This is a genomic window from Traorella massiliensis (genome assembly GCF_900104665.1).
GTDB lineage: Bacteria > Bacillota_I > Bacilli_A > Erysipelotrichales > Erysipelotrichaceae > Traorella > Traorella massiliensis.
The window spans coordinates 334,899-349,449 of the sequence record NZ_LT629969.1 but is presented as its reverse complement, the minus strand read 5'-3'; the positions used below and the strand labels follow the sequence as shown (position 1 = coordinate 349,449).

Annotated in this window: 13 protein-coding genes; 1 reads left to right on the top strand and 12 read right to left on the bottom strand. The window is 34.8% G+C overall.

What is annotated here, in order from left to right; genetic code table 11:
- Nucleotides 1–5: 5 nt before the first annotated feature.
- The 9 genes from BQ5367_RS08950 to BQ5367_RS08910 form a co-directional block, all read right to left on the bottom strand.
- On the bottom strand, nucleotides 6–1,598 hold the full coding sequence (locus BQ5367_RS08950) for an MBOAT family O-acyltransferase (protein ID WP_071442181.1): 1,593 nt from the start codon (nucleotides 1,596–1,598) through the stop codon (nucleotides 6–8).
- Between the two features lies 1 nt (nucleotide 1,599).
- Complete coding sequence (locus tag BQ5367_RS08945) at nucleotides 1,600–1,827, bottom strand: phosphopantetheine-binding protein (RefSeq protein WP_071442180.1); 228 nt, start codon at nucleotides 1,825–1,827, stop codon at nucleotides 1,600–1,602.
- 2 nt (nucleotides 1,828–1,829) lie between these two features.
- A complete protein-coding gene (locus BQ5367_RS08940; protein ID WP_071442179.1) occupies nucleotides 1,830–3,011 on the bottom strand; it encodes a diaminopimelate decarboxylase family protein in 1,182 nt (393 codons plus the stop codon).
- Nucleotides 3,008–4,513, bottom strand: a complete 1,506-nt coding sequence (locus BQ5367_RS08935; protein WP_071442178.1) for an amino acid adenylation domain-containing protein — start codon at nucleotides 4,511–4,513, stop codon at nucleotides 3,008–3,010. The genes BQ5367_RS08940 and BQ5367_RS08935 overlap by 4 nt, the downstream gene beginning before the upstream one ends.
- Before the next feature lie 108 nt (nucleotides 4,514–4,621).
- A complete protein-coding gene (locus BQ5367_RS08930; RefSeq protein WP_071442177.1) occupies nucleotides 4,622–6,205 on the bottom strand; it encodes a HAMP domain-containing sensor histidine kinase in 1,584 nt (527 codons plus the stop codon).
- Nucleotides 6,186–6,875, bottom strand: coding sequence for a response regulator transcription factor (locus tag BQ5367_RS08925; RefSeq protein WP_071442176.1), 690 nt, complete (start codon nucleotides 6,873–6,875; stop codon nucleotides 6,186–6,188). The genes BQ5367_RS08930 and BQ5367_RS08925 overlap by 20 nt, the downstream gene beginning before the upstream one ends.
- A 4-nt stretch (nucleotides 6,876–6,879) precedes the next feature.
- Nucleotides 6,880–7,461 (bottom strand): 4'-phosphopantetheinyl transferase family protein, encoded by a 582-nt coding sequence (locus BQ5367_RS08920; protein ID WP_071442175.1) that lies wholly within the window; start codon nucleotides 7,459–7,461, stop codon nucleotides 6,880–6,882.
- 67 nt (nucleotides 7,462–7,528) lie between these two features.
- Entirely contained in the window at nucleotides 7,529–8,218 is a 690-nt protein-coding gene (locus tag BQ5367_RS08915; protein WP_083383217.1) for a DNA/RNA non-specific endonuclease, read from the bottom strand.
- Between the two features lie 16 nt (nucleotides 8,219–8,234).
- Complete coding sequence (locus BQ5367_RS08910; RefSeq protein WP_071442173.1) at nucleotides 8,235–10,190, bottom strand: sigma-54-dependent Fis family transcriptional regulator; 1,956 nt, start codon at nucleotides 10,188–10,190, stop codon at nucleotides 8,235–8,237.
- A gap of 154 nt (nucleotides 10,191–10,344) precedes the next feature.
- Here BQ5367_RS08910 and BQ5367_RS08905 point away from each other — a divergent pair, with 154 nt between their 5' ends.
- The gene (locus BQ5367_RS08905) at nucleotides 10,345–12,282 is read left to right on the top strand and encodes an oxidoreductase (RefSeq protein WP_071442172.1); all 1,938 of its coding nucleotides are present in this window, start codon (nucleotides 10,345–10,347) and stop codon (nucleotides 12,280–12,282) included.
- A 51-nt stretch (nucleotides 12,283–12,333) separates the two neighbouring features.
- On the opposite strand, the gene BQ5367_RS08900 is transcribed toward BQ5367_RS08905, so the two are convergent.
- Genes BQ5367_RS08900 through BQ5367_RS08890 form a run of 3 tightly spaced genes read right to left on the bottom strand, consistent with a single transcriptional unit; the run spans nucleotide 12,334 to nucleotide 14,551 of the window.
- Complete coding sequence (locus tag BQ5367_RS08900; protein WP_071442171.1) at nucleotides 12,334–13,086, bottom strand: amino acid ABC transporter ATP-binding protein; 753 nt, start codon at nucleotides 13,084–13,086, stop codon at nucleotides 12,334–12,336.
- Nucleotides 13,087–13,095: 9 nt separating this feature from the next.
- A complete protein-coding gene (locus tag BQ5367_RS08895; RefSeq protein WP_071442170.1) occupies nucleotides 13,096–13,755 on the bottom strand; it encodes an amino acid ABC transporter permease in 660 nt (219 codons plus the stop codon).
- Between the two features lie 4 nt (nucleotides 13,756–13,759).
- Nucleotides 13,760–14,551 (bottom strand): transporter substrate-binding domain-containing protein, encoded by a 792-nt coding sequence (locus tag BQ5367_RS08890; protein ID WP_071442169.1) that lies wholly within the window; start codon nucleotides 14,549–14,551, stop codon nucleotides 13,760–13,762.

Here is a 14,551-nt window from a genome sequence, read left to right as displayed (position 1 = left end):
TCCTCCTAAAAATTAGCATATATTGGATCTACTGGAACATATCCCGTTCCATAGGCACCAAAAACGACAATAAATAAAATCAGCATATAATACAAGCTCCATCTTAAGACAATAGGCTCTTTAGAAATATGTTCTCTGACCGATAAGCCCTTTTCTTTTATGATACTAATCACAAATACCGTCATAACTGCAATTACTACGATAATAAAATCCTGGCGATCCATGCCAATTGAAAAAACAGTCGAATCAGTAAATGAAACCAGTGAGAAATTGGTGCATATTTTTATAAACATATGAATACCAGCACGTAGCCCTTGCGCTCTAAAAAACAATTCTCCAATAACAACCAGGATGCCTGTCCTAACGATTTGAAAAAAGTGATATAGAATACTTTCTCTTTTTATTTTAAAATAAGAACATAATCGATTAGAAACAGGTTCTATCAAATTACCGCCTAAGATCAGCGTGAAATGATATAAACCAAAGAAAATATAATTCCATCCTGAACCATGCCAGAAACCATTCGCCAGCCAAACACAAAATAAGGCAATTGAACCACTCATAAGGGGACCATAATGATTTCCAAATTTCTTTCTGGCCCATGAAGTCATTTTTTTCAAAGGATCAGACATGGATAATGGATAAAAGATATAATCTTTAAACCAAAGGCCTAAAGAAATATGCCATCTCTGCCAGAATTCGGAAATTGTTTTTGAGAAAAAAGGCTGTCTGAAATTCTCCAAAATTTTAAAAGAGAATATCTCGCCACTTCCAATGACAATATCCATCGTACCTGAAAATTCCATATATAGCTGACAAGTATAAAGTAAAGCCCCAAAAGCAATCATACCGCCATCATAACTGTTATAGTCATGAAAAATCGTTTTAATAAAAAGATTTAAACGGTCAGCAATAACGATTTTTTTCATCAGCCCATAAAGAATACGCTGCATTCCATAAAGAAACTGATTCCACGATACTTTCCTACCTTCATACAACTGAATAGACATATCAGAATATCGGCAAATAGGGCCTTCAATAATTGTTAAGAAAAAACTCATATAAAGTGCCAGCTTTCCAAAATTCCATTCCGGCTTGATCTTTTCCCGATAAACATCTAAAAGATAAGATACTGCCTGTAAGGTATAAAAAGAAATACCGATGGGTAAAACAAATGAAGGAATTTGAATGGTTATAGGAAGATGTAATAAAGAGAATATAGATTGAATATTGATTCCTATAAAACCTGAATACTTCAAAACTGCCAATATGCCAATCAGGATCAAAACTCCTGCTGTAACAAGCTTTCGTTGCTTTTTCTGATAAAATATACGGATAGCTTTACGTTCTGAACGCTCTTTCTTTTCTAACAATTGATTCCGCTGCGACTGTATCTTTTCTAAATGTAAAGCTATAATATAAACGATACATGTTGCGGATATCAGATAAAGAATCAGTTTGCCGCTGATCAGCCAAAAAAACAAGTAGCTTGCAAGTAATAAAAGAAGCCAGCGATATTTCTTTGGCATCAAATTGTAAAAGATAAATACCGCCGGTAAAAATAAAGCAAGATATTCAATTGAAAAATAAGATGACATCTTAATTTTCCTCAAGACGCAAAATCATCGCCCAGATAGCATCAGCTGAATTGAAATTATCGGGTATGATCTCAACAGCAGGAACGGTAATATCAAATTCATCCTCAATTTCCGCCACAAGTGATAGAATCGACAAAGAATCTAATATATGATCCTTTACTAGCGTGACACAAGTTTTATAATCTACATCAGGTTGGATATCTTCTAAAATTGCATATAATCTTTCCATGTTCATTCTCCTTTCTTAGATGGCATATTTATTAAATCTGTACGAATAACTTCACGTATGCAGCTGAAGCTGCCATCTTCATCTATTTTAATCACTGCCGGTAAATCTCTGCTTAAAAATAGAGAAATTCCCTCTGTCATACAGTAAGCTCCGGTATTCTTAAAGATAAGCACATCGCCATACGTTAAATCTGCAACCGTGAGCTGTTTTACTAAAATATCATTAATTGTACAAAGTGAACCGCAAATATTCCAGGAATGACCCTTTGAACTATTTCTAGACGGATACATCTCATACTTTGGAAGCTTCATCGCCATGGATTGACCATAATAGACAAGATGATGAATGCCTCCGTCTACAATAGCATATCGCTGGTTTTTATTCATTTTCATATCAACGACTCTGGTTAGATAATAGCCACACGAAGCAGCAATGCTTCGGCCTAGTTCTAAAGTTATTACAGTTTTATAAGTCATGCTTTCCAATATATCTGAAAAACCTTTTAAAAATGCTTCTTCATCATAATCATCTGACTCAAAATATGAAATCGGAAAACCAGGACCAAATTCCAGTTCTTGAATCACAAATCCTGTCTTATCGCTTAAAGAAAGAAGAAAGTTATCCAAATAGCTGATTTCTCTTGCCAGTTTCTTTAATGATTTTTTTTGCGTTCCCGAAAAATACTGGATGCCTTTGATTTCAATATACGGAATGTTTGATGCATCCTGGATCAATTCAAATATTTCTTCTTCATTTAATCCAAATTGATTTCCACTGGTAAGCCTTAATAAAAGACTTATTGAAACATGATTTTGTTGGGCCGCTTCTTTTAACAGCTCATACTGTCTCATCGACTCTATAGTAAAAATACCCATTCCCTTTTTCTTTTTTATAAGTTCACGTATGACCTTGACATTTTTATATACACCTGAAAGAACGATCTTTGACATTGGCAGTTGCATGCTTTCACAGATTCTTAACTCACCTTCTGAACAGACTTCGAAACGATCGATATCATCGCATATCTCTTTTAAGATAAAAGTATTTGCCTTAACGGCATAACACAGGTCTGCATTTAAACATCTGCGTAAATAGGCGATTCTTTCTTTAAGAATATGAATATCAAATACATAAAGAGGTGTCTTATAATTTTGAAGAAGTTCTTGTATTACTTTTTCTTTCATGACAAATCCTTTCTATAAATTTTACGATCTATTTTACCATTCTTATTTAATTTCAATTCCTCTACCTTTTTTATCGTATTCGGTATCATATAGGCAGGAAGTTTTTCTCTCATCTGAATCATGAGCTTCTTTTTGTCACAGCTTCCCGTATAGTAAGCATATAGTCTTTTTTTCTTTTCATCATAAACACAAATACATCTATCGACTCCTGCGATCGAATCCATATTTTTTTCTATTTCTTCTAATTCGATACGATGTCCCATATGTTTAATTTGAAAATCTTTACGTCCACAAAAATATAGATTTCCATCCTCACCATATTTTCCTAAATCACCCGTCAGATAAACACGTTCATGATAATGATGATGCAGTGGGTTTTGAATAAACTTTTCAGCACTTTGTTTTTCATCATTATAATAACCTAATGCCAAAGCTCTTCCAGCCACACAGATTTCACCTGTTTTCATAGCTTCTTTCACTTCTTTACCTTGATCATCTAATAAAAAAACTTTTTCATTAGGAAAGGCTCGTCCAATAGGAAGACCTTGGTCATAACAATTCCTGCGATCAATGATATGATACGTACAGTTACAAGTAATTTCAGTAGGCCCATATAAATTTACAAATGTAGCTTTCTGAAGATGTTCCATCCATATCTGAAGATGTTTTAAAGGCATTGTTTCCCCACTGAAAAGAACTTTTGTTACTGTATGAGGTACCTTATAATCCAAGGCATGGAAAGATGTTAATAGACATAAAGCAGATACGGCCCATACCATTACGGTTACTTGATGTTCACATATGAAATCCAGCAGAGCTGAAGGCTGTGAAAACAGATGTTTAGGAATCACTAGAATCGTAGCTCCCATTTTCAAAGAAGAGTAAATATCTTTGACTGATACATCAAAGTCAAAAGGAGCCTGATTTCCAAAGATCTCATCATTTTTAAACTGAAAGATTTCACAAAATTCATCAATAAAATCAATGACATTGCCATGACTGACAACAACTCCTTTAGGATTTCCTGTTGATCCTGAAGTAAAATTAACATATAAAGGATCCGTATCTAAAGACAGATTTTGGATTTCTTGCAATCGCTTTTCTTGAATAGCCGCTTCTTTTAAATCTTCCATTTTTAAGATAAGCGCTTGAGGAAAGATATTTTTTGCCAATTCCTCATTTTCATGATCTGTAATGACAACCGATGCCTGTAATATTTCTTGGATCTGGTTTAAGCGATATAATGGTAACTTAGGATTCAACAAACAGTAAAAATTTCCTGAATAAACAATTCCTAAAAAGGCTGCTAAGGTATCTGCATTTTTTTCCATAACGACGGCGACCGGTTCGTTATGCTTCTTTAAATTTGCCAATACGCTTCCTATCTGCTTGCTTATCTTTGAAAGCTTTGTATAAGTATAAGATTGCTTTTCATCAATGACAGCTATCTTATAAGGATATTTTCGAGTACTATTTTCTAAATATTTTAATACATTTTGCATAGGTTCCTCCTTTTCATACCACTATCTTATCTGGTTTATCTTCATATAATATTCAGCTAACCTTAATTTTTGTAAAGAAAAAGCCATGCATATAAATCGCATGGCATATTATTTAGATAAAGTAATTCTTATCTCAGTCGCATAAGAAGTTTTATTTCCTGAAAGCAGTTCAATGTGACCATGATGAAGCTCAACGATTTTCTTAACGATTGATAATCCTAATCCGCTGCCGCTGCCGCTTGTACGGGCCACACTTCCTGTAACAAATGGTTCGAATACCTTATGAACAATTTCTTGAGGGATTCCAACTCCATCATCCGCAACTATCAGAATCATTTCTTTTTCTAATTCTGTTAAAGAGACATCAATGGCAGTTCCTCTAGGATTATAACGAAGGGCATTGCTGAGCAGATTATCTAAAAGACGTGTCATCAGCTTTTTATCAAATAAAGTCATTATTTTCTTATCTTCAATTTCTACATTGAGAACAAATTCTTTATCTTCAATTTCACTATATTTTTTTGCCAGAAAAGCCTTTATGAATTCTCCCAGATCGCCTTCTTCTAAATTTGCCTGGTATCCAGGATGTTCCATTTGCACATATTCAAACAAAGTATTGAGTAAATCTGTTGCCAGCTGAGCTTTATTCATAATGGCATTCATATACTTATCCGTATCTTTTTTATCAATTTTTCCATCTATGAATGCTTTCGCATATCCTTGAATTACGGTCAAAGGAGTTTTCAAGTCATGAGAAATATCTACGATTAGTTGTTGTTTTTCTTTATATAATTGATCTTTCTGTTTTTTTGCTTCTTCAAGGTGATCTCTTAAATCTGAAAATTTATCTAATGTCCTTTTAAATTCAAGAGGCATCTTTTTTTCATCTGCATCAACGATATTACCGCTCTGATATGAAACAATTGATTCATCTAATTGTTTCATTGAATTTTTAACTCTTCTTGAAAAGAAATAGCTTTGAACTATAATCATCAGAAAAATAAGCGGTACTGCAAATAACCAAAGCTGATTGGCTTCATTCAGTACCCTTTCATAAGAGTTTTCATTGATATGAGGCGATATAAAGACAAGGATCCTTTTTTCATCGTTTACACTTACATATTCATACTTTTCAATATCTCTTTCTGAATCAAAACGGCCTTGAATTAGATTTAACTCTTGTTTTGTAAGATAGCTTCTGTCTGAAAATAAATTCCCATCAATGATTTGATAATTCTCATCTAATACACAATCATCAAGCAGAGAAAGCGAAGCATCTTCTCCATACTGATAAAATGAAATATAATATCTTTTCTTTTGTTCTATTTGATCAAAACCAATTGACAAAGAGTAAAACGTATCTGCATCATATCCATGAATCAGCATCAAATCATTGCTGCTAAGCTGATTCCTAATATTTTTACTAGTAGAATATAGGTCATTTCCTTTCTCATCATAGATAATAAAATCACAGTCCTGATATTTGTGAATCGGTATCTGATAATATGCATCATGCATCAGATCATCCTGATATTCTAAAAGAGAATCTATAGAAGGAAACGCATTTTCCAGACGCTTGTTTATTGAATAATTCGTCAGCATATATAAAAGCAACAGAACAAATGAAAATAAGAAGAAATGAAAAACACAGATCGTTACAAAGCTGATACTTTTATTTCTTTTTGTTTTCAATTTTATAACCTAACCCCCTCACTGTCTTGATATATTGCGGATTGGCAGGATCCTCCTCGATCTTAGAACGAATATTAGAAATATGAACCATCATTGTATTATCATCACTTTCATAGAGTTCTCCATTGATACATTCATATAGCTGGGCTTTCGTATATACCCGCTCAGGAGTTTTCATCATCTTAGCAACGATTTTTAATTCAGTTAATGTTAAAGGGAGGACTAAGCCATTTTTTCGAAGAATAAACTTCTCCATATCTAATTCAAGTTCACCAAGCTTTAAGACTTCTTTTTCCTCTGTATTCTTAACACAGCGTCTTAATAGCGCTTTGATATAGGCAATAACTTCTAAAGGATTAAAAGGCTTAGAGATATAGGCATCTGCACCGATATCCAGTCCCATGATCTTATCCGCATCCTGATTTCGTGCCGATATGATGACGATCGGTATATCACTGATCTGGCGGACTTCTTTGATGAATTCATAACCATTCATTTCAGGCATCATAATATCCACTAATGCCAACGATATTTTATCATGTTTCATGATTTCTAAAGCTTCTATACCGTTGTTCGCTACGCAAACACAAAAATCAGCACTGTCTAAATAAAGAGTCAGTAATTCAACAATATCTGCATCGTCTTCCGCAATTAATATATTCTGTTTCATTTTATCACCTCTCATCTTTTTTTATTAATATCTCTAATTCCATTTCCCTAGATGAACAAACAGATAAAAAATAACCTTTTTCTAATATAAGCGAATAAAAGAAAACCCCGTTTTTATTCCATGACAGATCCTGATGTCCAGTGATATTTTTTTTATGATTTGGAAGAATAGAAATTGAAGAAAAATTCTCATCAATGCCTTTTCCGATATATTTTGCATAACTCTCTTTTAATGTCCACAAGCGAAAAAAAGAATCAGAATCATGAACAATTGCTGCTTCATCAGGATGAAAAAAACGTTTTGCAAGTTTCAAGTGATCGATCTTTTTTTCTTTTTCAATATCAAGACCTATCTTTTCTTTAAAAAAAACACATGCCCAGCAATCGCCACTATGACTTATTGAAAAATGAATTTTTGGATAATATACAAAAGAAGGTTTTCCATAACTGTCTTTAACCATTTCCAAGTCTTTATCAATCTTGATCCCATTCATCTTGGCATAATGTAGAAATGATTGACAAATATTTCTATATGAGTTGTTTTGATGATTATTTTTTATAATATAAATGACTGCCTTTTCACACATAATAGCTCCTATTATGTTCAAAGAATATCATATTTTATATGTATATACAACAGTTGTATCATGATGTTTAATCAGCAATATGGCTGCTGCCGTCTGCATAATTGATTACGATTCCCGGCTGTACATTATAAACAAAAACATTAAAACTGATTTTGTCATCTTCTACTGAGCGAGCTTCCATTTGTACTCCGGATGCTACCAGATTTTCTCCTTCAAATATTGGTGTTACCCGATATAATACATGATGACCGGTTTCTTCTATATACTCAGCCACCATATTCTCAAAAGGAAGCATTCCTTCAACATTCATATAACGGGTTCCGGTAATCAAGTTTAATTCATTTGCATTTTCTCCTGCTAACTGAAAACCAATCAGATGACATCGATTATATAAATACTTTCCTTCTACGATATCATCATAACGAATCGTCTGCCATCCAGAAGGTTTGACCATACCGATCGATCCTCGCTCTTCCATAGGCATCAAATCAAAACTGAGATTCGCATAAGCAGTGCCGCATCTTCCTAATTCATCCAATTCACTGTAAATTTCAAATGATTCTGTAGTAATCTCACTTTCATCAAACGTCGGCGCATTGCCATTTAATTCTACATACGGATTTCCATCATATGAAGGAATGGATGATAGTTCGATGATATCAGCATTATTTTCAAAACCTAGAAAATTATTTTCCTTAACTGTATATGCCCCTGCTAATACTAATATACCACAAATTACTTTTACTAATTTTTTCATATTGCCTCCATTTTGTTTAAATTCTTTTTTCAAAATCTTTCGGATAAATGTGATATTTATTAATTTTCCGATAAAAAGTACTTAATGACATATGAAGTGCCTCCGCAGCTTTTTTCACATTTCCATGGCTTGCTTTCATTGCATATAGGATCTGATTATATTCCTGTGCTTTAGGATGCAACGAAGAATCTGTTTTTTCTAAACGGTTACTTGCATAGAAATACAGTGAATTTTTTTCTGCATAATAATCATTGATAATATCTAAAGGCAAAGAATTTAATCCTATCTCTTTTCCATTTGAAGCATTGACTGCACAATCAATGACACTTTCTAATTGTCTGACATTTCCTGGCCATTGATAATGCATTAATGCATCTAAACTTTCAGCACTAAGCATAGGCTGTTCTATTCCTAAAGATTCACTATATTGTTTCACATATACTTTTGATAAAACAAGTACATCTTCCATACGTTCTCTTAAAGGAGGAATGGTGATATGAAGACCATTTAACGCATAATAAAGATCTTGACGAAACATACCTTTTTCCACAAGTGTATACAGATTTTTACTCGTGGATGCCAGAATTCTGACATTTAATTTTTTCTTGTAATTTGTCAAAGGATTTATAAATTCATTTGTTTTAATAAAATGATATAGTTTCTCTTGAGCATCCATAGATAAGTTACTTACTTCAACCAAGAAAAGAGTTCCTTTTTGAGCTAATTCCAGTTTTCCCGGTTTTTTATCTGTCAGATCACCACTGCCCCATAATTCAGCTTCCAGATATCCTTTTTGTACTGTACTGCAATTGACACTTACAAAGGGTCCTGTTTTATGACTGCTGGCATTGTGAATCGACTGGGCTACCATATCTTTTCCTGTACCGGCTTCTCCAAAAATCAAGGCAGGCTGATCAGAACTAGCAATCGTTTTTCCAAGAAGCTTTAAATTTTCAATAGCCTTAGAGGTACCTTGAATATCCTCAAATGTGTAAATAGCCGTTGTTCCAGCTAATTGATTCGCCAAACGATGGACTTCATTTTGCAGATCTATCAGTATCAATGTTGAATCCATCGATTGAGGCTTTATCGTTAAAGATACATCTACATGAACTTGATTTGAATTGATGAGCGTACACTCAATATTCGTGTAAGCTTCCTGAAAAGAGCGTAAAGCCTCAGGAAGCGAATCGTAGTTTATGATATCATAGATCGATTTATTCGTTAGATCTTGTTTAGAAAGCTGTAAAACTCTAAATATCTGCTGATTGAAATGAATGATTTTCTGTTGATGATCTAAAACTAAAACAGCACTGTTTAACGACTCCATCGTTGAATTTAAAAGATGATTCGTCGTCGTTAGTTCAAATTCTTTTTCTATACCTGCTACAGCGGCGCTTAACATTCCCATGATCATCGGGTTAAAAGAGGAAAGTGGTCCCACGATCAAAAGGCAGGCAATGATTTGATTCATAAAATCATATATAGGAGCACTATAACAGACAACATTATGATATATTTCTAAATAATGCTCACTTCCTATGACCATCACAGGCCGTTTTTGCTGGAGACAGACACTGATACCATTGGTACCCGCTTTTTCTTCTGTATAAAGACAGCCATCAAAAAGCTGCTTTTCTTTCGCAAATTTATCTTGCTGTTTATTATCTGCAATTCTTTTTAACTGGCATCCTTCTTTATCTACTAGAAAAATTTGATAATCGGTTGATTGAAGATAATGATAAAACTCTAAAAGATAAGAATAAGCAATTTTGATTAAAAGAGCATTTTCCGACATTTTCTTTTCTAAAATATCACTTGATACAAATGACATCTGTTTTTGAAAAGGATCAAGCTGTTGTTTACAGCGTTTCCATGATTGAATGATTTCATCACGGACCCCCTCTATATGATCAGGAATATCATTTGAATGAGCAACATATGTTTCCCATGCTTGTTTGACAATATCCATTTCTTTTTCTCCTTTTTCATTTATTATAACATGATTTGAGAATTTTCAAGATTATTTTCTCATAAAGTTGAGAATTATGAGAAAACATTGTGAATAAAATATCATTGTTTTATAATAACCTTAAACAAGGCTTATATATTAAGGAGGGATTTTGATGAGCACTTGTAAACTGATGGAACCTATTCAGGTAGGAAGTTATACGTTTAAAAATCGTATCGTTATGGCTCCTATGGAAACCAGACTGTGTACGCCGATTGGTGATACGACACCACAGATGTGTGATTATTATGCGGAAAGAGCCAAAGGCGGAGCAGCCGCAATCATTGTTGAAAATACATTTGTAGATTCCATTGCTTCGAGATCTTCCATTTCATCAAGTGGATTGAATAGTGATCATTTGATAGCAGGGAAATATTATCTGGCACAGGCAATCAAGGAAAATGGAGCTGTGGCAATTCTCCAGCTTTCTCATGGCGGTATTCAGGCAAATGGTAATGCCGTTCCTGGACAGGAATGTGTTGGACCTTCTGCTGTTGCCAGCAAGTTTGTAGGAAGAATGCCAAGAGCTTTGGAAGTTGATGAGATCGTGGCAATTGAAGATGCCTTTGCAGATGCCGCTTATCGAGCTAAATGTGCCGGATTTGATGGCGTTGAGATCCATGGTGCACATGGTTATCTGATTTGTAGCTTCTTGAGTCCATATACCAATAAAAGAACGGATGAATATGGTGGAAATCCAGAAAATCGTGCTCGTTTCCTAAAAAATATCATTACGAAAGTACGTGCCAAAGTAGGTTATGAATTTCTTGTTGGTTTAAGAATTAGCGGTTGTGAATATGTTGATGGCGGTCTTACGATCGAAGATACGACAGCCATCGGAAAGATGGTAGAAGATGAAGTAGATTACATCCATGTATCTGTAGGTAATTATGAAACGATGGCAAATTGGATGATTTCTCCGATGTATCGCCCTGAAGGAGCCATTGTTAATCTTGCTTCTGCAATGAAAAAAGCCGTTACTAAAGCAAAAGTCATTACTGTCAATGCTTTAAATCCAGAATTAGCTGAAAAAGCATTGGAAAACGATGATGCCGATCTGGTTGCTTTTGGGCGTCCTTTAATTGCCGATCCTTATCTGCCTTTAAAAGTAAAAGAAGGACGTTTGGAAGATGTTCGTCCATGTATGAGAGGCCATGAAGGCTGCATTACCTCTTTCTTTGCAGGACATCCTATTCGTTGTGAAGTAAATGCCCAGGCCGGACGAGAAAGAGAATTTAAGGTTTATCAGGTTAAAAATCCTAAACATGTTGTTGTCGTTGGTGGCGGTATGGCTGGTATGGAAGCCGCCCGTGTAGCTGACTTGCATGGTCATAAAGTAACCCTCTTAGAAGCTGGCAATGAATTAGGCGGACATTTCATTGAGGCAACAGAAGCTCATTTTAAAAAAGCCGCTCGTGGTGTCTTAAACTGGGAAAAAGTTCAGCTTGAAAAGTCTAAGGTAGATGTTCGCATGAACACAGCTGCGACAAAAGAAATGATTGAAGAATTAAAACCAGATGCACTGATCATTGCCGTGGGTTCTGAATATATCGTTCCTAATATTTTAGGCATCGAAAAAGCTTATACTGCAGAAGAAGTTATCATGGACCCTGATAAAGCTGTTGGCAAAGTAGCAATTATCGGTGGTGGTCTGGTTGGAACAGAAACAGCTTTAATGCTTGGACAAGCCGGTAAAGAAGTAACTATCGTTGAAATGAGAGAAGGTATTGCTCTTGAAGATGAACCTCTTTCTCAGATAGCCTTGAATACTGAACTTTCTAAAGTGAATACAGAAATTTTAGTAAATGCCAAAGTAAAAGAAGTTACAGATTCCGGAATCGTTTATGAAAGTCAAGGAATTACGCATGAATTAGCTTGTGATACTGTTATTGCGGCTTTAGGTCTTACTTCACGCAGTAATGTCGTCGATTCTTTAAAGATTGATGGTCTTGAAACTTATGTGATCGGCGATGCTAAGAAAGGACGCAAGCTATTCAATTGTACAAGTGAAGCCTGGTTAGCTGTTAAGAAAATTAACGGAGATTACGAATAATAATAATAATAAAAGTCTTGGGATGACATTCCAAGACTTTTATTTATGCTCTTATTTATCTGATTCAGTTCTCATTCTAAAAGAACTTAAAAATTGACGTGTTCTTTCATTGACAGGAAAATCAAAAATCTCTTCTGGCTTTCCTTCTTCAACAATCATCCCTTTATCCATAAAAATTACCTTTGTACTGACATTTTTCGCAAAATTCATTTCATGAGTCACGATGATCATCGTCATGCCTTCTTTTGCCAATGTCCGAATAACTTCTAACACTTCACCAATTAATTCAGGATCAAGAGCTGAAGTAGGTTCATCAAATAAGATTACTTCAGGATCACTAACAATGGCTCGAGCGATGCCTACTCGCTGCTGCTGTCCTCCAGAAAGCTGATGGGGATAATAGTTATAACGCTCCTCCATGCCTACTTTAGCCAAGGCTTTCATCCCTCTTTCCTCAGCTTCTTTCTTAGGCATTTTTCTACCTATGATAAGTCCTTCGGTCACATTTTCCAACGCTGTTTTATTCGTGAAAAGATTATAATTTTGGAAAACAAAAGCTGTCTTTTTTCGTATGCGAGCCATATCTTTCTTGCTTACTTTATTCATATCAAAATGTTCATCATCAAAAATCATTTCTCCCGAATCAGCAATTGTTAGAAAATTGATACAACGTAAAAGCGTTGTCTTGCCTGATCCGCTAGGCCCTATGATAGAAATGACATCTTTTTGATTCACCTGAAGACTTATGCCATTTAATACTTTTAAATCACCAAATGACTTTTCAACATTTTTTACTTCAAGCATATTTTCCTCCTATTCTATCTGTAGCTTTTTCTCACAGAGCATCTGTAATTTTGTCAGCACTGTACAGAAAATCAAATAAATCACAGCTACCTCTAAATATAAAGCAAATGTTTCATAAGTTCTCGCAGCAATTCTTTGTGAAGCTAAAAACATATCGTAAATCGTAATGCTGGCTGCCAGTGAAGTATCTTTCAGTAAACCAATCAGTGAATTACTTAAAGGTGGAAAAGCTGTTTTCAAAGCTTGTGGAAGAATGATCCGTCTCATGATCTGAATATAGTTCATACCTACACAATACCCTGCTTCCATCTGTCCTTTTGGTACAGCTTCAATAGCGGCTCTTATCGTTTCTGATGCATAAGCTCCGGTATTAAATGAGAAAACAAGGATTGCTGATGGAAAAGCATCTAAAACGATTCCTAAACTGGGCAGTCCATAAAAAATAACAAATAACTGTACTAAAAGCGGGGTTCCACGAATGATCCACACATAAAATCGAGCCAGCTGTTTGAATACTTTTATATTTGCCACCTGAACGATTGCTGTAATTAAGGCAATGATCATTGCCAATAAAAATGAAATAATCGTTAAAGGAATCGTCACTTTGATACCTTGTATAAAAATTTCTCCAAAAGAACTTATCAGCAAATCAAACAATCTTTCATTCATGACCTTATCTTACCTCATTGCTCGTCACATCCATACCAAAATACTTTTCTGAGATTGCTTTTAATTCTCCTGATTGACGCATTTCTTCAAGTGCCTGATTGATAGCTTCTAATAAATTCTGTTCACCTTTTCTTACAGGAATAAGTGAAGAAGAAGTCGTTTCTGTCAGTGCTACGATTTTTACCGGTTCTTCTGGATGATTTCGCATATAATCACCAAAAGCTGTTTCCGCATTTAATGTCGCATCTGCACGATCACTGCTTAAAAGATCCATTACCTGATTCAGTGTATCCACACTTACAAGCTCAGCTCCATATTCTTCAGCCATTCTGCCCCAGCTGCTCGTTAAATTCTGAGCAGCACGCTTGCCTTCAAGATCTTCAAAAGAGGTGATATCTGTATTATCATCAGCAACCAATAAAGCTCCATGTACATAAGTATAAGCTTCTGAAAAATCATATTTTTCAGCTCTATCTTCAGAATATTCAACTTCATTGATCACCGTATCCACTCTTCCAGAATCCATTGCCGCAAACAAAGAATCCCACTCAGCTTCAAAGAATTCTACTTCAACACCTAAATGTTCACCAACGGCTTTTGCCACTTCTACATCAAATCCTACAAGATTTCCCTCTTCATCATGATAGCTATTTGGAGAATAGGTTCCCTCTGTACCCACTACTAAAACTCCCTCTTCTTGAATTTCTGTTAATTGATCCTGCTCACTCTTTTGATTGGCACATCCTGTTAAGACCATGGCTGACAACAGAATCATCTTGATCCAATTCTTTTTCAT

Coding starts and splice junctions, on each gene's coding strand:
- BQ5367_RS08950 (WP_071442181.1), bottom strand. CDS start 1,598: ATGTCATCTTATTTTTCAATTGAATATCTTGCTTTATTTTTACCGGCG.
- BQ5367_RS08945 (WP_071442180.1), bottom strand. CDS start 1,827: ATGGAAAGATTATATGCAATTTTAGAAGATATCCAACCTGATGTAGAT.
- BQ5367_RS08940 (WP_071442179.1), bottom strand. CDS start 3,011: ATGAAAGAAAAAGTAATACAAGAACTTCTTCAAAATTATAAGACACCT.
- BQ5367_RS08935 (WP_071442178.1), bottom strand. CDS start 4,513: ATGCAAAATGTATTAAAATATTTAGAAAATAGTACTCGAAAATATCCT.
- BQ5367_RS08925 (WP_071442176.1), bottom strand. CDS start 6,875: ATGAAACAGAATATATTAATTGCGGAAGACGATGCAGATATTGTTGAA.
- BQ5367_RS08920 (WP_071442175.1), bottom strand. CDS start 7,461: ATGTGTGAAAAGGCAGTCATTTATATTATAAAAAATAATCATCAAAAC.
- BQ5367_RS08915 (WP_083383217.1), bottom strand. CDS start 8,218: ATGAAAAAATTAGTAAAAGTAATTTGTGGTATATTAGTATTAGCAGGG.
- BQ5367_RS08910 (WP_071442173.1), bottom strand. CDS start 10,190: ATGGATATTGTCAAACAAGCATGGGAAACATATGTTGCTCATTCAAAT.
- BQ5367_RS08905 (WP_071442172.1), top strand. CDS start 10,345: ATGAGCACTTGTAAACTGATGGAACCTATTCAGGTAGGAAGTTATACG.
- BQ5367_RS08900 (WP_071442171.1), bottom strand. CDS start 13,086: ATGCTTGAAGTAAAAAATGTTGAAAAGTCATTTGGTGATTTAAAAGTA.
- BQ5367_RS08895 (WP_071442170.1), bottom strand. CDS start 13,755: ATGAATGAAAGATTGTTTGATTTGCTGATAAGTTCTTTTGGAGAAATT.
- BQ5367_RS08890 (WP_071442169.1), bottom strand. CDS start 14,551: ATGAAAAAGAATTGGATCAAGATGATTCTGTTGTCAGCCATGGTCTTA.